At 49.7% G+C, this 25739-nt stretch carries 22 protein-coding genes; all 22 read right to left on the minus strand.

The features are described 5' to 3' along the window. Window positions 1-89: 89 nt before the first annotated feature. The 22 genes from rlmB to MOZ60_RS01315 all read right to left on the minus strand — a co-directional run bounded on the left by rlmB (window position 90) and on the right by MOZ60_RS01315 (window position 25737). Window positions 90-803, minus strand: a complete 714-nt coding sequence (gene rlmB / locus MOZ60_RS01210) for a 23S rRNA (guanosine(2251)-2'-O)-methyltransferase RlmB (RefSeq protein ID WP_370595355.1) — start codon at window positions 801-803, stop codon at window positions 90-92. Then, complete coding sequence (locus MOZ60_RS01215) at window positions 800-1186, minus strand: Mini-ribonuclease 3 (protein WP_108774524.1); 387 nt, start codon at window positions 1184-1186, stop codon at window positions 800-802. Before MOZ60_RS01215 ends, rlmB begins: the two co-directional genes overlap by 4 nt. Then, entirely contained in the window at window positions 1186-2529 is a 1344-nt protein-coding gene (cysS, locus tag MOZ60_RS01220) for a cysteine--tRNA ligase (RefSeq protein ID WP_445972105.1), read from the minus strand. Before cysS ends, MOZ60_RS01215 begins: the two co-directional genes overlap by 1 nt. Before the next feature lie 234 nt (window positions 2530-2763). Continuing rightward, on the minus strand, window positions 2764-2994 hold the full coding sequence (locus MOZ60_RS01225) for a DUF4339 domain-containing protein (RefSeq protein WP_108774525.1): 231 nt from the start codon (window positions 2992-2994) through the stop codon (window positions 2764-2766). A 3-nt stretch (window positions 2995-2997) separates the two neighbouring features. Continuing rightward, complete coding sequence (locus MOZ60_RS01230) at window positions 2998-5175, minus strand: fibronectin type III domain-containing protein (RefSeq protein ID WP_370595356.1); 2178 nt, start codon at window positions 5173-5175, stop codon at window positions 2998-3000. Between the two features lie 125 nt (window positions 5176-5300). Continuing rightward, window positions 5301-6320: a type I glyceraldehyde-3-phosphate dehydrogenase gene (gap, locus tag MOZ60_RS01235; RefSeq protein WP_108774527.1), complete on the minus strand. Its 1020-nt coding sequence runs from the start codon at window positions 6318-6320 to the stop codon at window positions 5301-5303. 81 nt (window positions 6321-6401) lie between these two features. Continuing rightward, the gene (locus MOZ60_RS01240) at window positions 6402-7316 is read right to left on the minus strand and encodes a GNAT family N-acetyltransferase (RefSeq protein WP_370595357.1); all 915 of its coding nucleotides are present in this window, start codon (window positions 7314-7316) and stop codon (window positions 6402-6404) included. Further along, entirely contained in the window at window positions 7313-7492 is a 180-nt protein-coding gene (locus MOZ60_RS01245) for a hypothetical protein (RefSeq protein ID WP_277007232.1), read from the minus strand. Before MOZ60_RS01245 ends, MOZ60_RS01240 begins: the two co-directional genes overlap by 4 nt. Next, a complete protein-coding gene (whiA, locus tag MOZ60_RS01250) occupies window positions 7489-8427 on the minus strand; it encodes a DNA-binding protein WhiA (protein ID WP_108774530.1) in 939 nt (312 codons plus the stop codon). Before whiA ends, MOZ60_RS01245 begins: the two co-directional genes overlap by 4 nt. Continuing rightward, on the minus strand, window positions 8427-9374 hold the full coding sequence (locus tag MOZ60_RS01255; protein WP_370595453.1) for a gluconeogenesis factor YvcK family protein: 948 nt from the start codon (window positions 9372-9374) through the stop codon (window positions 8427-8429). The genes whiA and MOZ60_RS01255 overlap by 1 nt, the downstream gene beginning before the upstream one ends. After that, the gene (gene rapZ, locus MOZ60_RS01260; protein WP_277645570.1) at window positions 9367-10245 is read right to left on the minus strand and encodes an RNase adapter RapZ; all 879 of its coding nucleotides are present in this window, start codon (window positions 10243-10245) and stop codon (window positions 9367-9369) included. Before rapZ ends, MOZ60_RS01255 begins: the two co-directional genes overlap by 8 nt. 92 nt (window positions 10246-10337) lie before the next feature. Further along, entirely contained in the window at window positions 10338-11594 is a 1257-nt protein-coding gene (locus MOZ60_RS01265) for a glycoside hydrolase family 1 protein (protein ID WP_370595358.1), read from the minus strand. 2 nt (window positions 11595-11596) lie between these two features. Next, complete coding sequence (locus MOZ60_RS01270) at window positions 11597-12403, minus strand: MurR/RpiR family transcriptional regulator (protein ID WP_370595359.1); 807 nt, start codon at window positions 12401-12403, stop codon at window positions 11597-11599. 47 nt (window positions 12404-12450) lie between these two features. Further along, window positions 12451-13863 (minus strand): glycoside hydrolase family 1 protein, encoded by a 1413-nt coding sequence (locus MOZ60_RS01275; RefSeq protein ID WP_370595360.1) that lies wholly within the window; start codon window positions 13861-13863, stop codon window positions 12451-12453. Beyond that, on the minus strand, window positions 13835-15148 hold the full coding sequence (locus MOZ60_RS01280) for a PTS sugar transporter subunit IIC (RefSeq protein WP_370595361.1): 1314 nt from the start codon (window positions 15146-15148) through the stop codon (window positions 13835-13837). The genes MOZ60_RS01275 and MOZ60_RS01280 overlap by 29 nt, the downstream gene beginning before the upstream one ends. A gap of 125 nt (window positions 15149-15273) precedes the next feature. Continuing rightward, window positions 15274-15555, minus strand: coding sequence for a hypothetical protein (locus MOZ60_RS01285; protein ID WP_108774532.1), 282 nt, complete (start codon window positions 15553-15555; stop codon window positions 15274-15276). 98 nt (window positions 15556-15653) lie between these two features. Beyond that, a complete protein-coding gene (locus MOZ60_RS01290) occupies window positions 15654-16970 on the minus strand; it encodes a prolipoprotein diacylglyceryl transferase family protein (protein ID WP_370595362.1) in 1317 nt (438 codons plus the stop codon). Window positions 16971-16973: 3 nt separating this feature from the next. Then, window positions 16974-17924 carry an HPr(Ser) kinase/phosphatase gene (gene hprK / locus MOZ60_RS01295; protein ID WP_277007596.1) on the minus strand — a complete coding sequence of 317 codons (951 nt, stop codon included), beginning with the start codon at window positions 17922-17924 and terminating at the stop codon, window positions 16974-16976. Between the two features lie 54 nt (window positions 17925-17978). After that, a complete protein-coding gene (locus MOZ60_RS01300) occupies window positions 17979-18197 on the minus strand; it encodes a hypothetical protein (RefSeq protein ID WP_108774535.1) in 219 nt (72 codons plus the stop codon). A gap of 98 nt (window positions 18198-18295) precedes the next feature. Continuing rightward, window positions 18296-21160, minus strand: a complete 2865-nt coding sequence (gene uvrA / locus MOZ60_RS01305) for an excinuclease ABC subunit UvrA (RefSeq protein WP_370595363.1) — start codon at window positions 21158-21160, stop codon at window positions 18296-18298. Next, window positions 21150-23684 carry a DNA mismatch repair protein MutS gene (gene mutS, locus MOZ60_RS01310; protein WP_370595364.1) on the minus strand — a complete coding sequence of 845 codons (2535 nt, stop codon included), beginning with the start codon at window positions 23682-23684 and terminating at the stop codon, window positions 21150-21152. The genes uvrA and mutS overlap by 11 nt, the downstream gene beginning before the upstream one ends. Before the next feature lie 202 nt (window positions 23685-23886). Continuing rightward, a complete protein-coding gene (locus MOZ60_RS01315) occupies window positions 23887-25737 on the minus strand; it encodes a PTS sucrose transporter subunit IIABC (protein ID WP_370595365.1) in 1851 nt (616 codons plus the stop codon). Window positions 25738-25739: the final 2 nt, after the last annotated feature.

Consider the following 25739-nt stretch of genomic DNA (forward strand, 5'->3'; position numbering starts at 1 on the left):
TTGTGTCACAGGATTCAGCAGGAAGCGTTCTTGTCTTGTCGCCATATTGTCCGGCATAATGACCGGCATTTTTCAACAATTGTGGAGAATTACAGAGGATGGCGCTTACTGAAGATCTCATACATCAGAATCCCAGCGGATACACTGGCATTCAGTGATGTGATCTTCCCCACCATCGGCAAGGACACAATGTAGTCGCACTGCTTTGATAACAGGCGGGAAATACCCTTACCCTCATTGCCGATGACAAGCACTGTATTCACATCATAATGCAGGTCGCGGTAATCCTGGCCATCCATGTCGGCACCGACAATCCACCAGCCCTTTTTCTTGAGATCTTCACAGGTGCGGGACAGGTTTGTCACACAGGCACACTTCACGGTATCAATGGCACCGGCAGACACCTTGGCAGCTGCCGGCGTCAGGCCGACTGCATTATTTTTCTTGAAAATGACACCATCCGCGCCAACCGCATCCGCGGTACGCAGAATTGCGCCAAGATTATGAGGATCTTCCAGCTCATCCAGCATGATCAGCAGTCCCCTGCCATCTTCCACATGTTCAATCAGGTTATCCACACTGTATGTCTGATATGGAGCAATCTCTGCACAGATACCCTGGTGATGATCACTATGGACCATCTTAGCCATGGTTTTCTTATCGACCTGCTTCACAGGAATGTGCCGCATTGCTGCCAGCTTTTCCGCCTTGTCATCCGGAGAGGAAAGATAAATCACTTTGGCACGGCCGCCATCTTCCAGAATCTGATGGACAGTGTTTCTTCCATATATATACTGTGTCATTGCTTTTCCTCCATCGCAGTCACGGCATCAAAGATCTCCCGGATCCGCTCTTCTTTTCCCGCCAGTTCAAGACCGCCAAGCAGTGCCTCAAAGCCAGTGGATATTTTATAGATCTGTACATCGGTATGTTTCGGCACACTGCCGGTAAACCCGTTGCGGCCCCGCCGGAACCAGCCTTCCTCTTCTTCATCAAAGAAGTTCTTAGCATGGAGTGTTTCATAGAAGCGGCACTGTGCCTTGGCCGAGACATAAGAAACACTCAGTCTCTGCAGCGTCTTGCCTCTGCCTTCACCCTTTTCGATCAGCCAGCGGCGTACATACAGTGACCATACCGCATCACCCAGGAACGCCAGTGTGCGGCCTGAACAAAGTTCCGGATTCATCAAAGCAGTCCCTTTTCCATCAGCTGTTTTCTGGCCGCATCTGCAGCATCCCAGTTCTTTTCAGCCTTGGCCTTGTTCCAGGCGGCAAACAACGCCTTGTCATCTTCTGTCACAACCGGCTTTTCCACTACAATGCCAAGCACATCCAGCATCTTGACCACACTGTTGCGATACCTGCCAACCTCTTCCCAGCTGACATCCTTTGTGCGCAGCAGCTGGTTGATCTTCTTGACCGTATCAAAGATCACAGCATAGGCATTCGGTGTGTTCATGTCATCATCCATGCAGTCAAGGAAGGCACGCCACGATGTCTCATCAAAGGCTTCAGTGCCGGCATAGCCAGCCAGCTGTGCCTTGATATCGGCCTGATGCAGCGGCTTCATGACCTTGTCAAGCTCCTTGCGGGCTGTTTCAACCGTCTCATCCGAGAAGTTGAGTTCTTTGCGGTAATGCACACTGGATACAAGCCATCTGGTCAGATTGGTGCCAAGCTGGGCAATGACATCCTTTGCCCACAGTGTATTGCCAAGAGACTTGGACATCTTTTCACCATTGATGTTGACCATCGCGTTGTGAATCCAGTAATTCGCCAGGCAGTTATGATGCATGGCTTCCTGCTGAGCCGCCTCATTTTCATGATGCGGGAATTTCAGATCCATGCCGCCGCCATGAATATCAATCCTCTCACCAAGATTGTTGTTAATCATGACAACACATTCTGTATGCCATCCAGGCCTGCCCTTGCCCCATGGCGAATCCCACTGGATACCTTTGTCTGTCTTTTTCCACAAAGCAAAGTCATACGGGTTGCGCTTGCCATCACCGGTTTCATCCACACGCTCAGAAGCACCTGCCTCCAGCTGATCCAGCTTCTGGTGGGAAATCTCACCATACTTCGGATCCGAATCCACACTGAAGTAAACATCCCCATTGACCTCATAGGCATGGCCGCTCCTGACCAGACCGTCAATGAAGGAAATGATCTGATCCATTGTCTGGGTCACTCTTGGCGTAATATCAGGAAGTTCCGTATTCAATTGCTTTCTGACATCCTGATACGCATCAATATAGCGCTGGGCAATGACAGCTTCAGTCGTACCTTCCTGGGCAGCCTTATTGATGATCTTGTCATCCACATCCGTAAAGTTGGAAACATAGGTCACCGTATACCCCTCTGCCTCAAACAGCCTCTTAAGAACATCAAACACAATCATCGGTCTGGCATTGCCGATGTGTGCATAGTTATATACCGTCGGGCCGCAGACATACATATCCACATGACCTTCATGAATTGGCTTGAAATCCTCAATCTGCAATGTGCGCGTATTATACAGTCGAATCATACTATCCTCCCTTTCCAAAAAAGGCGTCTTTCTCTTAAAAAGACGCCTCGCGTGGTTCCACTTTTCATTCTGCTCAAAGCCATAACGCGGCATACGTCAGACCCTACTGCATTCAGATCTGCCCTCGCGGATGCACTCCCCATCACGCAGACATGCGGCGCTTCCACCATACCGCCTTCGCTTCCATGTCAGACATGCAGGTACCCGTTCCGTTCAACGGTTTCCTTGATGATATCAGATATTAAAGTCGTTTTCAAACTCACTGCTTTCCGTCAGATAGAACGAATAAATCGTATTGCCGATCTTCATCCACTGCGACAAATCCGGCATCCAGATCCAGTCATTCCCATCCAGAATTCCCTTGGAAATCAAATTGGAAAGCTCCTTGTCAGAATACGGCCCATACTTATCCCTGGACCCATCATTTTTCATGTAGTACCAGATCTTCTCACTGCCTGCGTCCATAGCTCAGTCCGCCTCCACATATACCGTAATTGCACTATTCGAGGAACTAATCGCATATTCCTTGGATCCATCACTGATCTTATAGCCGTCTGGTGCATTCAGGCCAAGATCACTTGCCGAATAAGAACCCGCAGACACTTTATTGACCGTCTGTGTTCCCACTTCACTGTTACTGTCTTTATCAACATACGTCACCGCAACATTGACATCAGAAGACTGCTTCGGTGCATTGTAAGTCACATTGATCTGGCTGGTGGAGCTTTCACCATACTTGCTGTCATTGGAACCTGCCGCAACACCAATGGTATAGTTCGTACCATCCTGCAGGTTGGCACCGCTGATCGTGTAGAAAGTCTGTGATACCTGGCCCGCGGATTCACCATTGATCGTCAGATCATAGTAGCTGGCATTGGATACAGCGTTCCAGTTGATGGTCAAAGCACCGGTAGCGTCGACATTGGTGCTCAATCCACTTGGGGCATCCAGCTGGATCGTCTTGGCATTGTATGTGTAATTCACCGTGCTGGCATCACTGTCCGAATATTTTTTGGAATCGTTCGCCTTGGCAACGATCGATACCGTGTAGGTTGTGCCGCTGCTCAAAGAGGATGCCGGAATGGAAGCAGAGTTGCTGGCACTCTTGGCCAATGTACCAACAGATGGTGAAACAGTGACTTCATAGTAGTCTGCATTGGTTACAGCATCCCACTTGATCTGCACATTCTCGGTTGTTTCGGTAAAGGTGATATTGGTTACTGCTGAAAGCTTGCCTGCATCCGCAGATGCCGAAGCACTTGCCGTTGCCGAGGCATCGGCAGTGTTTTCGTACTGGTTGTAAGTATTGTCGCCGGCACCATACATCTTGCCATCCTTGGTAATGGCAATCAGCGTATTGCCATGCGCTGCAATGAAGCTGACATTCTTCCAGTTCTTGACGGCATCGGTGATCGCGCTGTCAGAGCTGACTGCCACAACCGTGCCATCTTTCTTCAAACCGGCAACGACATCATTGCCAGCTGCCAGAGCTGTGATATTGGAGATTGAAGAGGCATCCAGTGCAGAACCGCCATTGATTGCCACACTCTGCACCGCACCGTTAGCAATTACGTAGTACAGGGCATTATCACTCAGAGCAACAAGCTTAATATTGTCGTCCGAAGGAATCTTGATGCCGCCGGAAGATAACAAGGTGCCGCTCTTTGTCAGAGCAACCGTAACATCCTTGCCTGCATACACAGACGATACGTTCTGCCAGTCAGATACCTTGCACGCTGTATCCGAACCGGTGCATTCCACCGAGCCATCTTTGCGTACCGCGGCGATATGATCTTCGCCCATGGCAATATCTGTGATATTGCTCCAGTCAGAAGTGTCCAGAGAACTGTTTGTCGTCACAACCGTGCCATCTTTCTTCAGGGCAGCAGCTGTTTCATCATATCCGCTGATCTGTACTGCATTGCTCAGCTTGCTTGTGTCTATGGTGCCATGGCTTGTGATCTTGCCGTCACTGTCCAGATACAGCGAATACTTGCTGCCAAGCACCAGGCGGTTGGCAGAGCCAACCGACAGAGTGGAAGAGGAACCGCGGCCTTTGAGTGCGATCAGCAGAATGGCAAGCACTGCCACTGCGGCAATGCAGCCAGCCAACACAAACACTGTTTTACGTTTCTTCAGAGGCTGCTTCTTTTTTACTGTCTTCCTGGGACGCGAAGCCTGCCTGACTTCCTTTTCATCCTCCTCGTCCCAATCTTCATCCTCATCATCTTCGTCAGAGGCATCTTTGGTTTCACTCTCTTTGGCCAGATCATCCGGATTCATAACCTTGGTAGCACCAAGATCTTCGTTCTGGTTCTGATCCAGAACGTTGGTTGGACTGTCATCCACTGTATCCAGCTGCTGGGTAGCAGCCATGCCATTATTTTTCTGGAAAGGAATGGTGGCACTCTTTTCCAGATTATCGATATTTGGCGTCACAAATGTCATGGTATTGTCCAGCAGTGCCGTTACATCAATATGGTAAAGGGATGCCAGTGCCTTCAGATGCATGATGTCCGGGATACTGTTGCCATTTTCCCAATTCATATATTCTGCCACCGGTACAAACAGCCGTTTGGCAATTTCCGACTGCGGCAGTCCACTGTTTTTCCGCAGCAGGTTCAGTTTCTCTGGAAGCTTGTTCATAGCGATCCTCCCCTGTCCTATATTTTATGTGCACTCTATTTTCTTTTCAACGAAATGCCGCGTTTGTCCGCTTTTCCAACAAAAAAAAAGACTCTGGACAAGCCAGAGCCTTCATTGTACAAAGCTTACTTAACGTTAGCGAAGTACTTGATTGTACGAACCATCTGAGAAGTATAGGAGTTCTCGTTATCGTACCAGGAAACTGTCTGTACTTCGTATGTGTCGTCGTCAATCTTGTTGACCATTGTCTGAGTAGCATCGAAGATGGAACCATGTGTCTCATCGATGATATCGCTGGAGACAATGTCCTCATCGTTGTATGCGAAGGAATCAGACTGAGCAGCCTTCATAGCAGCGTTGATGGCATCAACAGTAACATCCTTGCCCTTGACAACGGAGAACAGCAGTGTTGTGGATCCTGTAGGAACCGGAACACGCTGAGCAGCGCCGATCAGCTTGCCATTCAGTTCAGGCAGAACCAGACCGATAGCCTTAGCAGCACCGGAAGAAGCCGGTACGATGTTGCAGGCACCAGCTCTGGAACGACGCAGATTGCCCTTTCTCTGAGGTCCATCGAGAATCATCTGGTCACCTGTGTAAGCATGAACTGTGCACATAATACCAGACTGAATCGGATACAGATCATTCAGTGTCTTAGCCATCGGAGCCAGGCAGTTCGTTGTGCAGGAAGCAGCAGAGATAATCTTGTCTTCCGGCTTCAGTGTCTTCTCGTTTACGCTGTAAACGATAGTCGGCAGATCATTTCCAGCAGGAGCGGAAATAACAACCTTCTTAGCACCAGCATCGATATGAGCCTGTGCCTTGGCCTTGCTTGTATAGAAGCCTGTGCACTCCAGAACAACGTCAACATTCAGCTCACCCCAAGGCAGATCCTTAGCATCCTTCTCAGAGTAAATTCTGATTTCCTTGCCGTCAACTGTCAGTGTACCCTTCTCATCATCGCAGGAAATTGCATGATCCCACTTACCATGTGTTGTGTCATGCTTCAGCAGGTAAGCAAGCATGGAAGGCTTTGTCAGATCATTGATCGCAACGACCTCATAGCCCTCTGATACAAACATCTGTCTGAAAGCAAGACGTCCGATGCGGCCGAAACCATTAATTGCAACTCTTACATCTGTCATATTGTCTAATCTAGACCTCCTTAATGTTGCGCTTAAATTATAAAGTCTCACTGTTTGTTCGTCAATTGACAAGGCTAAATCCTAGAACGCTTCGTTCTGATTTAATGGCCTCCTCGATACCGCTAATGCCTCCTTCACATTGGACGCCTGCGACTGATACAGCTTGTTAAACAATTCATAGTCATTGATGCGCACCATCGTGCCAATATAATCGTGATGTTTCGCATTAGGAAACAGCGGTGTAAAGTTTTCTGCCTTTGATACATTGAAATGTACTCTTGGACGTTCCTGCAGGCAGGCATTCAGCAGTTTGGCCAAAGCCACACTGTCCAGATACACCAGCTCATCAATATAGAGATCAGAGCCCTGCATCGTCAGTGCCGCGTAGCCGTCAATCCTGTCCTGGCCATTGTAATATCCGATGATCTTGCCGCCCTGGGCTGCAATTTCATTGCGGTAGCGCACAAAATCCTTCAGATCACGGCAGTAAAAGCCCGAAAAGCGCCGGATATAAGCAGAATATACTTTCAGCATATCCAGTGCCTGTACATCATAGGCACAGCCAAAGGAAGGCACCCGCTTCACATCCTGCCGCTGCACCATCCATCCTGTCCGATACATCCCTGCCCGGAATCCAAATGGTTCATACAGGGCAGGATCCTTGGCCCGGATGAAGGTCATCAGCTCGGAATGGGCACACGCATCCACCGTCACATTCATCAGCTGATGCATATAGCCTTTTCCCTGATAGGAAGGCAGCGTGCATACACCGGAAATCATGCTTGCGGAAAGTACCCTGCCATGAAACATGACCGGATGGGTATGGCGGCACAAAGAAGACACAATCCGCCCGTCTTCCTTCACAACATAGCAGGATGCCGGATCCCATACCGACTTGAAGTAGTAATCAATATATCCTGGATCTTCCTGTGGAAAACAGATTTTCCACATCTCACGGACCTGCTGGCGGTCCTTTTCTTCTGCCAGTACGATCATAAGCGGTCCTCCTTGTTCTTCTTCGTTTCGCGCTCTGTTTTCAACAGCCTTCTGGTACGGATCAGACCGATCACAGACATCATCATGGCCAGTATGTACAGCCCCCAGAGCTGCGGTGCCAGCACATACATCACAATCATGCCCGCTGTGATCGCTGAAAGATAAATAAAGATCACACGCCTCTGCCTTTCTCAGCCAGTTCATGGATCCGGACAAAGCGGTGCTTCATCCCCGACTTGGATACCGGTGTCCCTGTCTTTCGTTCATACAGCGCGCACAGTTCATTCAGACTGGCCTCCGGATTTTCTTTCCGCAGCAAAGCAACATCCTGCAGTTTCTGATCCACATGGCGCAGCCGATCCATCTCTTCCAGAAGCGCAATATCTTCCAGCTGCTTCTTCGCCGCCGCCTGCGACTTGACTTCATTTGCCACATCACAGTTGTTCAGCCGTGTCAAAGAGTTGGTAAAGTCGCGGGAAATACGCACATTCTCAAACTTCATGACCGCATCATTGGCACCAATGATGCGCAGGAAGTCCGCGATCTTCTCTGCAGCCTTGATATACACAATTGTACGCCCGCGCCGCTGAATTGTGCGGCCCTGAATTTCAAAACGCTTCAGCAGCGAAACCAGAAATTTTCCATGTTCTTCATTGTTGGCCGTAATCTCCAGATGATAGCTTGTCTTCTCTGGCGGATTGACACTGCCCGAAGCCATGAACGCACCAGCCAGATAAGCCCTGGCATTGGTGTCAGCTGCCACAATCTTTGCCAGCGGCTTTTCCAGCAGACCCCTGGCACTGTAAATGCCAAGATCCTGCAGAATCATCGGCACATCCGCTGTGATGCGCAGACCATAGATCAGATTCTTGTGCAGATTCATCTTCCGTTTGACAGACAGATCGATGCCGGCATCATAGCGTTCTTTGATCAGCCGGTAGATCGTCCTGGCCACCGCCGCATTTTCCACACTGACTACAATGGCCATACCCCGTGAGGATAAGGACAAGGATGAACACATCTGTATCAAGGCAGACAGTTCTGCCCTGGCATCGTTCTGTGAGAAAACAAGCGATGCCGTTTCATTTTTCACTTCGGCAGAGAATGACATTACACTTTCCCTTTCAGAAGATCTTTCGTCACATCATGAATGCCTTTGACATCATGACGGATCAGACCGTCATCAAAGCTGAGCAGATGACGGCAGATAATATCATAGTCATGTTTGCGCTCCCGCAGGCATACCGGATACGAATGCTTGCGGCTGTAGCGGGCCCGGTTAGCCTCCGGAATATGGTCATCCGCCACCACCACAGCATCCACACTGACACCATGGCGCTTCAAAGCATCCACATGGTCTTCTACACTGTATCCATCCGTCTCACCCGGCTGGCTCATGGCATTGCAGAAATATACCTTGCGGCCATGGGTATGATGCAAGGCATCGCCGATTTCCGGAATGATGACATTGGGCATGATGCTGGTATACAAAGAGCCGATGCCAAAGATGATCAGGTCTGCATCTTCGATGGCTTCCACCGCCTCCGGGGTGGCGTGGACATCCTCTGTGTAGAATACCCGCTCAATGTGATTATCGATATGCGGGATATTGGCTTCACCAGCCACAATCACGCCATCCTCCATGCGGGCATACAGGGTAATGACCTGGGTTGTACTCGGAATGATTTCACCTCTGACATTCAATACATCATCAATGATCTTGACCGCATCAAAGAAGGAGCCGGACTGCTGTGTCAGGGCAGTCAGGATCAGATTGCCCAGGTTATGCCCGGCGACATCCGTCTCGGTGCCATTGGGATCATCAAAGCGGTAATTCATCAGGCTGCTCATGATCGATTCATGATCAGCCAATGCAAGCATGACATTGCGGATATCACCCATAGCCGGAATATTGAACTGCCGGCGCAGTCTGCCGGTAGAGCCGCCGTCATCTGCCACGGTCACAATGGCAGATATGTGGGTATCGGCAATATTCTTGATGCCGCGGCAGATCTGGGCTTGGCCATGGCCGCCGCCAATCACAACAACATTATGCATCTTCACGAATCCACTCCTTCTGGTCACGGTGTTCCTTGTAGCAGTTATAGATCTTCCGATAATGCTCATACAGGAAGTTGGTAATTGTCACCGAGCGGTGCTGGCCGCCAGTGCAGCCAATGGCAACGGTGAAATGATTCTTGCCTTCCTTTTCGTACTGGGCAAAAGCATAGTCCAGAAAAGACAGCAGACGTTTGATGAATTCCTGGGTTTCCGGCTTGTCCATGACATAGTTGTAAACACAGGCATCATTGCCGGAGTACGGCCGCAGCTCAACCTCCCAGAACGGGTTCGGCAGGAAACGGACATCGATCATCAGATCAGCATCCATCGGCACGCCATACTTGTAGCCAAAGGACACAAATGAGATGGAGAAGGCAGGCACAGCACTCTTGCTGAAATACTTCTCGAGTTTGCGCTTGAATTCCTTTTCCTGCAGAAAGCTTGTATCAATGGTCACAAAGGAATTGTTGACGTTGCGGGCCAGCATCTGCCGTTCCACCGAGATGGCTTCATCCAGTGTATTGCACGTATTGCTCAACAGCAGCGGGTGCATGCGTCTTGTACTCTTGTAGCGGTGCAGAATGACAGCATCACTGGCATCCAGAAACAGCACGCTGATCGTCATGTTCTGTCCCTTTAATCCGCGCAGAAAAGCCGGGAAATCCTGGGCACTTGTACTTAACGCAACATACGAATAGCGGGGATCTGTGCTTGTTTCGATCATATCCACAAGCAGGCTGATCAGCTGAACCGGAAAGTTATCAATGACGTGATATCCCATATCCTCCAGAATGCGGGCAGCCGTTGATTTGCCGGCCCCTGACATCCCGCTGATGAGAATCACTTTTTTCTTCTTCTGTGTTTCCATATGCATCACCGATGGTATTGTAGCATTCTCCCCCACTCACTACAACGGATACCGGCGTGCCATAATAAAAAGCAGCCAGCGCTGCTTTCCATTCATTTCACGTATGAGCCAAGCAGAAACAGACTCGGATGCGGTTCTCTTGCCTGTGTTTTTCTGTCCAGTCCAACCAGGCCAAACTGCATGTCATATCCTGACTGCCACTCATAATTGTCAATAAAACTCCAATAGCAGTAGCCCATGATCGGAAGATGATCCTCCAGGCAGTGTTCAACACCTGCAAGCGCTGTTTTAATGAATGCACAGCGTCTCTCATCATCCGATGTGGCAATACCATTCTCACTGACCAGAAGATCCTTATGCCAGTCCGCAGCCACTTTGCGCAGACAGTTTTCAAGACCCTGAGGCCAGTAGGCATAGCCCATCTGGGTTGTTTCTGTACCTGATGGAACCGGCATTTCACCCTGTTCATCAAATACCGCCCTGGTATAGTTCTGAATCCCAAGAAAATCATCTTCTTTCAGATACGGAATAAACTGACTGAACTCCATCTTCCAGTCATCTGCCGCATTCTGTTCACCGCCAAGGATGCAGGAAACATCACGCACACTCAGAGACAGGCCAGCTTTTACACCAGGAACTGTTTCATGAAGAATTCTGATAGCTTCTTCATTTGCTGCCATGATGATCTGTATCCCGTGTGCCGTCCGCGGTGCCGTAAAAAACTGAGGATCAGCAGTTCCAAAAACTTCCAGACTCTCCTGTTTTCTTTCTGCTTCCCGGGCTGCCATTGCCTGCACATCCATGCCTATCTGCAGAGCACCGCCATCTTTATGCAGCTTTGCCTGTGCCATATAAATGCCGATCAGTACGCCAATGTTGGCTTCATTGATTGTGCATACAATATGAAGCAGATCACGGTATGATTCGGCAACCTTGCGCACATAGCGGGCAAAGAAGTCAACAGCAGAATCTGACTCCCATCCACCTTCTTTGATCAGCCACACCGGTGAAGTAAAATGGAACAGCGTCACAATTGGTTCAATATCCTGTTGAAGGCAATACTCTATTTCATCACGATAATGGGCAATCGCCTCTTCACTGAACTTTCCCTTTTCCGGTTCAATGCGGCTCCACTCAAGTGAAAAACGATAGGCATTCAGACCTGCTTTCTTCATCAGATCAATATCCTGACGATAGCGGTTGTATTGATCCGCTGCCAGTCCGCTCTTCTGCGGATAGCCCCCATATTTCATTTGTTCCTGTGCCCATACATCATTGGCAAAATTGTTTCCTTCTACCTGATGTGATGCCGTAGCAGCACCAATCAGAAATCCTGTTGGAAATGTCATATTCATTTATCTCCATATTTTTTCAAATACTGCAGAATAATGGCATCAGCACCTGCAAGCATGCAATATCTGCCAATATTATCCACGTTGCTTATGCCGCACTGCATCACCAGATCCGCCCGGTTCAGATACGGGCTGGACAGATTCTGTGTCATAACGAGCTGATGCGCACCGCTGTTCAGAATCCGGTCATATATTGACTGATAGCGTGAGAACCAGCTTCCCCCTGCCGTACAGATTACCGCAAGACTGTCATGATCCAGCCTGCCTGCCTCTTCCATCTGTTTCTCATAGGTCTGACAGGCACTGACATACTTTCCTGCCATCATCAGCTTCTGCTGCATATACCTGCCGATATCCCAGAGAAAATGATGGGAAAAGATACTGACATGACCAGCATCATGGATGTGTTCAGCCGCTTTAGCAGCATCCGCAAAAAGTGCTTCACTGACCGTTTCGTTCATAGCCTGAACAAGCTCATTGCGGTAATATTCAGCAGCCTGCTGAGAAGAACCCTTCATCAGATTCAGAAGCCGGCGGGAATAATCATCACTGAGACTGAAATCTCTTTCCATCTGATGATGAAAATCATGGAAATCCTGGAAGCCAAGAAAACGGCAGAAGCGGGAAATAGTTGCCTCTGAAACATAGCACAGCTGGGCAATCTGTTTCTGATTCATCTTCCTGACTGATGCATAATTCTTCACAATATGCAATGCAATATCATAATTTGCGTCATGATCAGACGATGAGCTGATAAAATTCAGCAGTTTGTCAGCCATGGATCCCATTGTTCTGAATTCTTCCATACCGAAATCTCCTGTTATCTGATTGTATTCTAACAGGAGATTTTTTGTTATGACAGAGAGCCGGTACGAATCAGATTCTGGTACCACGCAAAACTGTCCTTTCTGATTCTGGCACAGTCAAGCATATCCTCTTCATTCCTTCGTACATACACGAAGCCATACCGCTTGGAAAAGCCCTGATGACTGCTGAGAGCATCAATAAAGCTCCATGGGCAATATCCAAATACCGTATATCCCTGTGCAAGCAGCGTACCAATACGGCTAACATGAGCCTGCAGATAGTCAATCCGTTCCTGATCATGAATATGCCCGTCAGGATCCGGCCTGTCACTGGAGGCAAAGCCATTCTCCGTCACAATCACAGGCAGATGATAGCGGTCGCAAATCTTCCGCATCCCAACATACAGTCCATCCGGATCAATGCCCATATTCATCCATTCTGTTTTTAGCAGATGCGGATTGGCAGCAATCTCATAACTGTCTGACACCCAGAATGGAGGCATATTGAAATGCAGATGACCATCACCTGCCTTTGCACATACGCTGAAATAATAATTCACACCGATAAAATCAGGCACGGAAGAATGAAGGATTTCCTGGTCTTCTTCCCTGGTCTCCGGCATAAAAGCATGTTGGTGCAGCCAGTTGCTGACATACGGAGAACAGTCACCTCTGACACTGAGATCCAGCAGTCTGAATTCCATCATTTCTTCTCCGTTCTGAGCTGCCATGACATCCTGCGGCTGGGAAGACCACGGATAGACAACCTGCATGGCACATACCGGTCCAACCTTGGCGGCGGGATCAATCTTCCGCAGCAAAGAAACAGCCTGATGCTCTGCCAGCGACATATGCCAGCTCATCTGATACATGTTCTTCAGCCTTCTGACAGGATCCGTTTCACTGTCCCCGGTCAGATCCGGGGCAGCAGCCGCAATCAGCTGCTCATTTATCGTAACCCAGTATCTGATCCGGCCGGAAAAGTGGCGAAAACACGCAGCAGCATAGCGTATATAGGCATCGATCATCCTTCTGCTCTTCCAGCCCCCGAATGCATCCACAAGAACCTGCGGACATTCAAAGTGATACAGCGTAACAATCGGTTCGATACCTGCTGCAAGCAAAGCATTGATGATTCCGTCATAGAAAGCAAGTCCCTGTTCATTGATCTTCATATCAGCAGCCGGCATGATCCTGCTCCATGAGAAGCTCATGCGATATGCCTTCAGCCCCATTTCTGCCATCAGACCGATATCTTCCTGCCAGTGATGATAATGATCAGAAGCAGTACGGGCAGATGCGATGTGAGGCCTTTCCCGGTCCGTAGTAGCAGGTCCCCTGCCTCCCTGGTCATAGCCGCCTTCAATCTGAAAAGCACTTGTGGATGCGCCCCAGAGAAAATCAGAGGGAAATACAAAGTTCTGTGCCATATTATGCCTGATTGTCTTCTCTGCTGCCATTTTGCTCTTCCTGCAGAGCCTGATTGTCAGCAGCTTTAAAGAATGGATACCAGATTGCCATACTCATGAGGGTAGCAACGATCTGATATACGCCAATCTTCCATGATCCCTGCAGAATACCATAGATGAATATCGGCATGGCATTGAAGCCAATAATACCGGCAGGTGCAGGCATGAGACCTGTTCTGATGCAGACCCAGGCAAGGACAAGTGACAGAATCGGAACCGTGATAAACGGGATAATGAAGGTAAAATTCATCATCAGTGGCATACCGTAGATCACCGGTTCATTGATGTTGAAGATTCCCGGGGGAACAACCAGTTTGGCAAATGTTTTATAACGTTTGCTGCGGGCAAACAGCAGCATTACAAGTACCAGTCCCAGCGTGCATCCGGCACCGCCATTGCAGGCAAAATCATACATGGAGACATTCCAGAGATGTGGAATAGGCTGTCCAGCCGCAAGAGCGGCCGTATTGTCAGCAATATAGGTAAACCAGATCGGATACAGAACGCCAAGCACAGTATATGAGCCATGAATGCCAAAGAACCAAAGTACCTGAGCAAGCAGGACAAGAATGATAAAGCCTGGCAGACTGCCTGTGATCCGGGCAAGCGGAATCTGCAGAATGCTGTACACAGCATCAAGCACGCTGCCATATGGCGTCAGAGCAAACAGACCGCGGATGATGCCCATCACGATGACAATCACCGCACCGGGAATCAGAGCTGTAAAGGACCCTGCAACCCCCTCCGGTACACCGGCAGGCATTTTGATCGTAATCTTTCTGTCCACAATGGATGTGTGAATAACAGTCACAAGGATAGCAACAATGAACGCCAGAAAGATGCCCCTTGAGCCAAGATAATTGAGATTAATCAGCGTATCACCGCTGTCATTCACCACGGTCGGCAACAGGATCAGATAGGAAAGAACACCTAGCAGTGAATTGGAAAAAGCCAGATCTTTGTGCCGGAAGTTGACAGCAGTGACATATGATACACTGAAAGCCATGAACAGCCCAATGTAATTCATCGATGCATTGTAAACAGCTGTACAGAATCCTCCGATCCCTGTAACTGTCAGAAATGATTTCCAGGCATCAATAGGGATGCTGTTGAGCAGATTAAAGATTGCTCCGATCATGATCACAGCCATCAGACCCATGGAACCCTGACTGATGGACTTGACATACTTGTTCTGTGCAAATGCAGCGGAGAACGGAACAAGCTTTTCCCCGATAAACCGGGTCAGAAAGTTATCCTTCATTTTTGATTCAGACATACGTTTTCTCCTTACATCCATTATTGTTCCCCCGTATATCCAGAATTTTCTTCCAAATGTAAGCGCTCACTTTCAGATTCTGAAAGTGAACAGAACGCTGCATAATAAAAAGCAGCCTGCGCTGCTCATTCAGAATACTTTCTGCGGTCCGGAGAAAGATTATCACAATAATAGCGGACCGTCAGTTCCGGACACTGGCGGTGCCCACTGCCAGGATCATTGATGAAGCAGTCACCTTCCAGCATGCATTCCTGCATTGCCTCAACCGCTGCCATCAGATCTTCATCACCTGCACCAATGGAAGTCATCAGATCCTTCGCATTGATTTCCAGCGCATTCCACCCATTTGCTGAAAATTCCTGCTTCTTGAACCGAATAATTCTTTCAAACTCTTCAATACTCTTCATACACCCCCGCTCACAGTACCCAGTATATCATGATTTTTTCAGAGCATGAGCAGATACTCAAATTTGTACCTGTGTTTTCAAAAGATTTTCCATTGGCATTACAGCAGATTGTATGTCCAGTTATGGTCAGTTTCCTGCAGAATATCTTCCAGTTCCCGCAGATCACGGATCATGCGGTTGGGCATGGCTTTGGTAATCCTGTTGAAATTCTCCTTGCTGGTAACATAGCCGATCGCATAGACACAGGCTCTTCTGGCCATCCGCACATCTCTGGCATGATCGCCAATATACACGCAGTTGTCATGACCAAGACCCAGGGCGTGGCAGATCCGCCGCAGGGCATCCGGCGCCGGCTTTGCCTTCTTGTAAATCTCTTTGCCCATAACCATATCCACATAGTCTTCCAGATCAAACTCTTCAATCCAATAGCGGCAGTTGTCTGTAGGCCTTGAAGTCACAACGCCGACCGTATATCCGTTCTTCTTCAGCCACATCAGCACTTCCAGCGCATGGGGCATGGTATTGACAAGGCCCAGGGCAGGCAGATTGGCCTGGAAGGTACGGAACTCATGGGTAAGCTCATTGGGATCCTCACCCTTGAACAGACGCTTGATTTCCCTGCGGTCATCCGCGCCGAACACTTCCAGCTGGGTACGGTCATCAAAGTCATCTACTGTACGGTACTTGTTAAACAGGTACCGGTAGGATTCATTCACCATTGCCTGGGTATCCATCAGGGTGCCGTCAAAGTCAAACAGCACAAGCGGCTTCCGGTCCATCTTCTTGCGGCGGTTGAATACGTAGAAAATCAAAGCACCAATGGCTGTGACAAGTCCCGGCAGCAGCATCATCAGGCTTGCATTGGAGCGGCCATAGGTTGCAATGTTGACAAAGAAGCGGCTCAGGCCAATCCACAGCAGTGTCAGGGCTGCCCGGTCCCCTCTGTGTTTGTCATAGAAGTAGTTGCGGTAAAGCACCTCCAGCAGAATGTAGCCCAGCATGTCAACACCGACGATAAGAATATTGCGCCAGTCGGAGAACATATAGGGTATGCGGGAAATGGCCGCGGCTAACAGAAAGTGCGGGATGATGCAGTCCAGGGTGCGCCGGAAGGACATGAAGTTCTTGCGGACATAGAAGAAGACAAACAGCATCACGAAGTAGATGGCCATCAGTGGTTCAAAGCCGTCATCGAAGAACAGGAAGAACCGGGAGATATGATCGAATCCATTGGCGATATACCAGCCGATTCTGCCTCCCAGCAGGCCAAAGACGACAATGCCGAGGAATACTTCCTGGGAAATGGCACGGACATAGCCGTTTTCTTTCATGTCACGCCGGAAGAACAGGTATGCCACAAAACAGCCGAAAAGGGTCGCAAGTCCGGCCCACCGTATTGTTACATGTGCAAACATCGCTTAGATATCCTTTCCGGCATATGTATTGAAGCGTTCCTTGATTTCCTTGCTGGCAGAGAAGCCATCCTGCTGCAGACGGAAATTGGTAACGGCAGATTCAATCAGAATGCGCATATTGCGGCCGGCACTGACCGGCAGCACAATCGTCGGGACAAGAACATCCAGAATCTTTGTATAGTGCATCGTCTCATCACCAATGCGGTTGTATTCATCCGCCGCATTGAACTTAACCAGGTCAATAACCATATCCACAGGGGAACGGGCAATCAGCGCACTGGCACCGAACATCTTCTCCACATCGATGATACCGATGCCTCTGATTTCCAGCAGGCCTTTGATAATAGCCGGGGAATGGCCGATGATATTGTTATGGATATGCTGCACATCCACACGGTCATCCGCCACCAGCACCTGTCCATTGCGGATCAGCTCCAGAGCAGTTTCAGATTTACCCATGCCGCTTTCACCGGTGATCAGCACACCTTTGCCATAAACACTCATCAATGTGCCGGAGATCGTATCCTCCGGGGCAAGCCGCTCATCCAGGAAGGAAATCAGTTCCGTCACCAGGCGGAAAGTCTCCATATCTGTCCGCATGATCGGGAAGTTCAGATGATCCGCAATCTCTTTGAGAATCGGCGGCAGCGCGTTGTTCTTGGTGATGATCAGACATGGCGTATAGCCATCCGTCAGCATCGGGAAACGGGCACGCTGCTCCTCCGGTGTCATTGTCTTGATAAACTCGGATTCCTTGTTACCGATGATAATAATACGGCGTGGATCCGACTGCTTGTAAAAGCCGCACAGCTCAAAGCCAGGCCGGTTGACATCCGGTACAACCGTCCAGCGGTCCAGCGACTTATCATCACCAGTCAGACGTTCAAACTTGAAGAAGTTCAGAATCTCCCTGACTGTTACTTTCTTTGTATATTTATTCTCTTTGTCTTCCATACAAAACCCTCATCGTGATTCTATCACAACTCTGTGGCCGTTATGTGAAAACAATCAGCTTCTGAACATTTCTGTAAACGCCTTGAACTTCACTGTCCCCATCGTTTCCCGATGGCCGTCCGCATGGACAATCGTGACACGCTCAGGCGAAATCGTCACTTCATACTGCAGCGAGCGGATCTTGGTCAAAGCATAGCGCCCCTGCATCACCTGCCAGGTCTGTCTGGCATAATACCCAAGTTCATTTCTTTCCTGTTGGAAAAACCCTATCATGCAATTCCTCCTTTCATGGCGGGTATACTAATACGCCTGCCAGAAGATTGCAAGCCATGTGCAGACAATTTCATACTGCCGTCACATAAAAAGCTGCCTCAGGCAGCTTTTTCATTTCCTTCATGATGATCATGCTCTTTTGTCCACTTGAGCGCTTTGATCAGATACTGTCCGGTCCAGCTTTCCTTGCAGGCTGCCACCTGCTCTGGTGTGCCTGTGCACACAACCGTACCGCCGCCGTCACCGCCTTCCGGACCAAGATCAATGATCCAGTCAGCACACTTGATGACATCCAGATTGTGCTCAATGACAATGACCGTATCACCGCCATCCACGATTCTTTCCAGCACGGCAATCAGACGTTTGACATCATCCGTATGCAGACCGGTGGTCGGCTCATCCAGGATGTATACTGTTCTGCCGGTTGCCACTTTCTGCAGTTCCGTAGCCAGCTTGACACGCTGTGCCTCACCGCCGGAAAGGGTTGTACTTGCCTGACCGAGCTTGATATAGCCAAGGCCCACATCATACAGCGTCTGCAGCTTACGCTTGATCTTGGGATGATTGCCAAAGAACTGCAGCGCCTCTTCCACTGACATCTCCAGGACATCATAGATGTTCTTACCCTTGTACGTGCACTGCAGGGTTTCTTCGTTATAGCGCTTGCCATGGCACACTTCACATGGCACATACACATCCGGAAGGAAGTTCATGCGGATGACCTTGACGCCATCACCCTGACAGGCCTCACAGCGGCCGCCCTTTGTATTAAACGAGAAGCGGCCCTTGTCATAGCCTCTTAATCTTGCCTCAGGCGTGTGGGCAAACACATCGCGGATATCATCAAATACACCGGTATACGTAGCTGGATTGGAACGCGGCGTTCTGCCGATCGGTGCCTGGTCAATCTGCACAAGCTTGTCAATATTCTCCAGACCCTTGATCGACCTGAACTTGCCTGGATGCACTTTCTGTCTGCCTAAATTCTGCAGCACTGCCTGCATCAGCACATCATTGACGAGCGTACTCTTGCCGGAACCGGATACACCGGTGACCAGCACCAGCTCACCAAGCGGGAACTTCACATTGATCTTCTTCAGGTTATGTTCCTGGACGCCGCGCAGTTCGATAAACTTACCGTTGCCTTTTCTTCTTTCTTTTGGCAGCGGAATGATTTTTCTTCCGGCAAGGTAATCACCGGTGATGGATCCCGGTGTGTTCATGACCTGCTGCGGGGTGCCGTTGGCCATAACCTGACCGCCATGGATGCCGGCACCCGGGCCGATATCCACGATCCAGTCAGAAGCCATCATCGTCTCTTCATCATGTTCGACAACAATCAGGCTGTTGCCAAGATCCCGCATGCTCTTCATGGTCGCAATGAGCTTGGCATTGTCACGCTGGTGCAAGCCGATGCTTGGCTCATCCATGACATACAGGACGCCGGACAGCTGGGAGCCGATCTGGGTAGCCAGACGGATCCGCTGGCTCTCACCGCCGCTCAGCGTGCCTGCCAGTCTGTCCAGAGTCAGGTAATCCAGGCCGACATTGGAAAGGAACTGCAGACGGCTGCGGATTTCCTTGATGACAAGATCCGCAATCTTTGCCTTCTCTGCATCCAGCTTCAGATCATTCAGCCAGAGCAGAGCCTGCTTGACACTCATCTTCGTGAAGTCAGCGATGTTCTTGTCACCAACCATGACACTTAAAGCCTGTTCATTGAGACGGTCGCCATGGCACTGGCGGCATGGTGTTTCTGCCATGTAGGAATGATAGTAATCCTTGTTCCAGGAAGAAGTTGTCTCAACATACCGGCGTTCAATCAGATCCTTGACGCCTTCAATATAGTCATTGCGGGAATACGTATTGCCGCCGGAAGAGGTGATGCGGTAACGGATCGGCTTGTCAGAACCATGCAGAATGCGCTGCATCTGATAGTCACTCAAGGATGACAGCGGCGCATCCAGATCGATGTCATAGGCCTTGCACAGCACACAGAAAGTCTGCCACTCAATGTTGTCGGTATCGACCAGATTCTTATAGTAGCGAATGCCACCCTTTCTGATCGAAAGAGAAAGATCCGGCATCAGATTACTGATGTCGACTTCCTCGGTAATGCCAAGGCCATGGCATACCGGACAGGCACCCAATGGTGCATTGAACGAGAACAGTCTTGGCTCCAGATGCGGTACAGAAAAGCCGCAGATCTTGCAGGCATAGTTGCTGGAAAACAGCATTTCCTTGTCACCGGCAAGCACCGTTGCCATGCCGTCTGCCAGAGAAAGAGCTGTCTCAATAGAGTCATGAATACGGGATTTGGAATCATCGTTCTTGATGATGCGGTCCACAATGACATCAATGCGGTGGCGCTTGTTCTTCTCCAGTTCAATGTCTTCTTCCAGCATGCGGATTTCACCATCCACCCGCACACGCACATAGCCATCCTTCAGCAGCTTGGCAAAGGTATCCTTGAAGGTACCCTTCTTCTCTTTGACAATCGGTGCCATGATAGTCAGTCTGGTACGCTCCGGCAGGGCCATGACGGCATCCACCATCTCGGTAATGGTCTGACCGGTAATCGGAATATGATGATGCGGACAGTACGGCACGCCGCATCTTGCATATAACAGACGCAGATAGTCATAGATTTCCGTCACCGTGCCAACGGTAGAACGCGGATTGTTGGATGTTGTCTTCTGGTCGATGGAAATAGCCGGAGACAGTCCTTCAATCATCTCAACATTCGGCTTTTCCACACCGCCCAGAAACTGTCTGGCATAGGCAGACAGTGATTCGACATATCTTCTCTGCCCTTCGGCATAAATCGTGTCAAAGGCCAAAGATGTCTTGCCGGAGCCGGAAAGTCCGGTCATCACGACCAGTTTGTTCTTCGGAATTTCCAGGGAAATATTCTTCAGGTTGTTTTCCTTTGCCCCCCGGATAATCAGCTTATCATTTGCCATTGGAATCCTTCTTTGCCTCCATCACAAGATCCGAAAGCATCACCCACGCCTGGCGCGGACTCATATTATCCACATCAGCCTCCTTCAGCTGGGCGATGATCGTCTCTGCCTCTGTATCTTCCTTCTTCATTTCAATCAGCTGATAGCTCTGCTGCACAACCCGCTTCTTGCTTTCCAGCTGTTTCTGCAGATCTTTGGCACGCTCCAGCACGCTGTCCGGCAGACCTGCCAGACGCGCGACATTGATGCCATACGAATGGCCCGCCGGCCCATCCTTCATCCGATACAGGAAGGTCACTTTGTCGTTGTCTTCCTTCACAGCCACATGCATATTGCGCACACAGCCGATCGAGTCGACAAGTGTCGTCAGTTCATGGTAGTGGGTTGAAAACATCGTCTTGGCATGCACGCAGGCTGCGATATATTCAATCATTGCCTGGGCCAGTGCCATGCCATCATACGTACTGGTGCCTCTGCCAATCTCATCAAACAGAATCAAAGAGCGCGGTGTGGCATTCTGCAGGGCACGGTTAGCTTCACTCATCTCTACCATGAATGTAGACTGACCAGACAGGATATCATCAGAAGCGCCAATACGCGTAAAGATCTTGTCAAACACCGGCATCTTACATGACTTGGCAGGTACATAGCAGCCCATCTGGGCCATGACGACAAGCAGTGCTGTCTGGCGCATATAGGTCGATTTACCACCCATGTTCGGACCGGTAATGAGAAGAATACTCTCCTTAGCATCCATGTGCACTGAATTTGCTATATAGCGGGGATCTTTCATCAGCTCATCCAGAATCGGATGTCTGCCGCTGACAATGTCCAGCACGTCATCATCAAACACCGGCCGCACATAGCCATAGGAAGACGTACTTTCCGCCAGAGCCTGCAGCACATCGATCTCACTGAGCACAGATGCCAGTTTCTGCAGACGGGGCAGATAGCCCTGGATCTCATGGAGAAGATTGTTGAAGAGCTCTTTCTCCAGATTGACCGCATTCTCCTGGGCATGCAGAATCATGTCTTCCTTTTCTTTTAATACCGGTGAGATAAAACGCTCACAGCCGGTCAGCGTCTGTTTGCGCACATAGCCCCATTCCGGTTTTACCTGCTGTGCAGCAGCCTTGGAAATCTCAATATAATAGCCAAAGATCTTGTTGTATCCGATCTTCAGGGTTTTAATGCCAGTACGTTCCTTTTCAGAGGCTTCCATGCTGGCAATAAAATCCTGACCGGAGCGTGCCATCTGTCTGGCTTCATCCAGGCTGGCATTGCAGCCATCGCGGAAGACGCCTCCATTGCTCAAAACAACCGGCGGATTTTCGACAAAGGCATCCCTGAGCTGATCATATAATGGCGTCAGCGGATCCACATCCTTCAGCCTGCCAAAGGCATCATCCTGGATGCAGGCAAGTACGGACGGCACGGCCGCAAGGGTTTTGGTAAGACGCACAAGATCAACCGGATTGGCAGACATCATCGCACAGCGTGCAATCAGACGGGAAAGGTCATACACACCATCCAACGCATCGCGCAGGTTCTGGCGCATCATGAAGTTGTTGCACAGATACTGCACGCAGTCATATCGGGCATTGATGCGTTTTTGATCGACCAGCGGCTTTTCAATCCACCGGCGCAGAAGACGCGATCCCATCGCACTCTTGCACTTATCCAGAAACGACCAGAGCGTAATGTTCTTGCCATTGGGATGCAGCGACACGGTCAGCTCCAGATTGCGCTGGGTATCATAGTCCATATCCAGGAAATCTTCTTCATTTTCAATCTGGCATGTTTCCAGATGGGACAGCATATGTTTCTGCGTCTGCTCGAGATAGTTGAGCATCAGGCCATAGGCAGAGCGCTCATAGTCCTTCTTCAGATTCTCGCATAACGGCTCATATTCACTCTTAATGCCATCTTCCTCGCAATAGGAAATGACAACCTGCATCTGCCGCAAAGACTTGATCAGACGCTGCGGGAAGCCTTCCCTGACAACCACCTCACGGATATTGTTCTTCATGACCGTCTGGACAAGCACAGTATCCTTGTGGGCAACATCTTCCACAAAGTTTTCACCGGTACTGGCTTCGACTACGGCAAAGCTGTATCCATAGCCATAATCACAGATGGCACCAAGATAGACAGAACTCTTGTCATCGGTGATTTCATCCATGACGGTGCCAGGTGTGATAATGCGGATCACATCACGCTTGACTAAGCCGACTGCTTTCTTAGGATCTTCCATCTGTTCCACGATGGCTACCTTGTAGCCTCTTGCCACAAGCCGCTGCACATAGGAAGAAACGGCATGGTGGGGAACACCGCACATTGGAATCCGCTCCGGCACACCAGCATTCTTTCCCGTTAATACAAGATCCAGCTCTTTGGAGGCAAGCTGGGCATCATCAAAAAACATCTCATAAAAATCACCAATGCGGTAGAACACAATCGTATCCGGATACTGTTCCTTGACCTTCAGATACTGCTCAATCATCGGTGAATACTTTTCTGCCATAGCGCCTCCCCTTAATTTGCCCCGCTATTATAGCATCTGTTGCAAGTACAAAAAGCATGACCAGCATTGACATTTCAGCAAATAGCAAGTCATGTATGATGATGTGTTAAGGATCATGTAAGATATTTTCAGAGCAAAAAAAGAACTTTCCGGTGGAAAATCCTAATGATTCTCCATCAGAAAGTTCTTATTGACTGATTCGTCATGCAGCTTTCTTGAGATCTGTGAACTGGGCACCATTGGTTACGACCACAATGACCGTATCCGGATGTCCGGCATCCTTGATCTTCTTTCGGTCAAAGTGGATGAGCTTCTGTCCCTTGGTGATTTCATCATCCTGTTTGACAAAGGCTTCAAAGCCATCACCATTCATTGCGACGGTATCAATGCCAATGTGAATCAGTACTTCAATGCCATCCTTGGATGTGACGCCAATGGCATGCTTGGTCGGGAACAGCATTGTGACTTTGCCATCAAACGGCGCTACAACTGTACCGTTTGATGGTTCAATACCGACAGACGGCCCCATGGTTTCCTGGGCAAACATCGGATCTGCAATCTCAGAAGCAGGAATGACCTTGCCGGCAACCGGCTGAGCAACGTTGCCCTTCTCGGTTGTGAAGACATCCTTTGTCTCCATCTCCGGCTCTTCGCCGCCTTCTTCTTCGACTTCCTTATTATCACGGAAGGTTACAAATGTGATGCCGAAGGCAACCGCAAAGGATACAGCTAACAGAATGGTATAGGTCAGCGGATTCGACGCAATCAGATAGCCCGGCAGACCGGTAACACCATTGGCAGTTGCGCCAAGACCGGTGATGGCCCCAACCAGAGAACCGGCGGCACCGCCGATCATAGCAGCGACAAACGGCTTGAAGAAACGCAGGTTGACACCGAAGATGGCAGGCTCGGTAATGCCAAGAGAAGCGGACATGGAAGCCGGCACAGCCAGTGCCTTGGTATGTCTGTCTCTTGTCTTAAGACCTACGGCAAGGCAGGCACCGAACTGGGCAAAGTTGGCAGCTGAAGCAATCGGCATCCAGGTGTTCAGATGACCCTGGGCAAGCATGCCAAGCTCGATCGTGTTGTACATGTGATGCAGACCCATGACGACAGTGACAGGATACAGCGCACCCATTGCCGCGGCGCCGATCGGGTTGGCAACCAGCCATGTAGCACCGTTGAGAACAAGTGTTTCCAATGCAGAGAAGATCGGGCCGATGACCATGAAGGTTGCCAGTGCCGTGACAACAACGGTTGTCAGCGGCGTGACAAACAGGTCGATCATCTCCGGCACATGCTTGTGCAGCCACTTCTCGAGGCTGCTCATGACATAGACAGAGATGACAATCGGAATGACATGGCCCTGATAGCCTAACTGGTTGACCTGGCCAAGTGTATAGCTGCCAATCTTCAGACCATGGCCAAACAGGTACCATACCTTGTAGCCATCAGCGGCATTCCAACCGTTGGTCAGGCTTGGATGGACCATCATCAGACCAATGACAGCACCCAGATAGACATTGCCTCCAAATACCTTGGCAGCACTGATCGCTACCAGTACAGGCAGGAACGTGAAGGCTGTGTTGGCAGCCATATCCAGGAAGCCATACCAGTCAGTGGACGCAAAGTTCGGAATGGCATGGCCGAGTGCTTCGACCAGGCCCATCATCAGACCAGCAGCGACGATGGCCGGCAGAATCGGAACGAAGACATCACCAAGTGTCTTGATCAGACGTTTCCACCACGGCATGTTGGCAGCCGCTGCTGCCTTGACATCTTCTTTGGAACCAGCAGCGACACCTGACACGGCAATAAACTCATCATAGACTTTATTGACCGTACCAGTACCGATGATGATCTGCAGCTGTCCATTGGAATTGAAGACACCCTGTACACCCTCTGTGTTCTCAATTGCCTTGACATCTACCTTGCTGTTGTCGACAATTGCCAGACGCAGTCTCGTTGCGCAGTGTGCAGCACTGGCGATGTTGTCTTTTCCACCCAGATGGGAATAGATCTCTTCCGCACACTTTCTATAGTCCAATGCCATAA

The organism is Grylomicrobium aquisgranense (genome assembly GCF_033971865.1).
In the GTDB taxonomy this organism is placed as follows: domain Bacteria; phylum Bacillota_I; class Bacilli_A; order Erysipelotrichales; family Erysipelotrichaceae; genus Bulleidia; species Bulleidia massiliensis.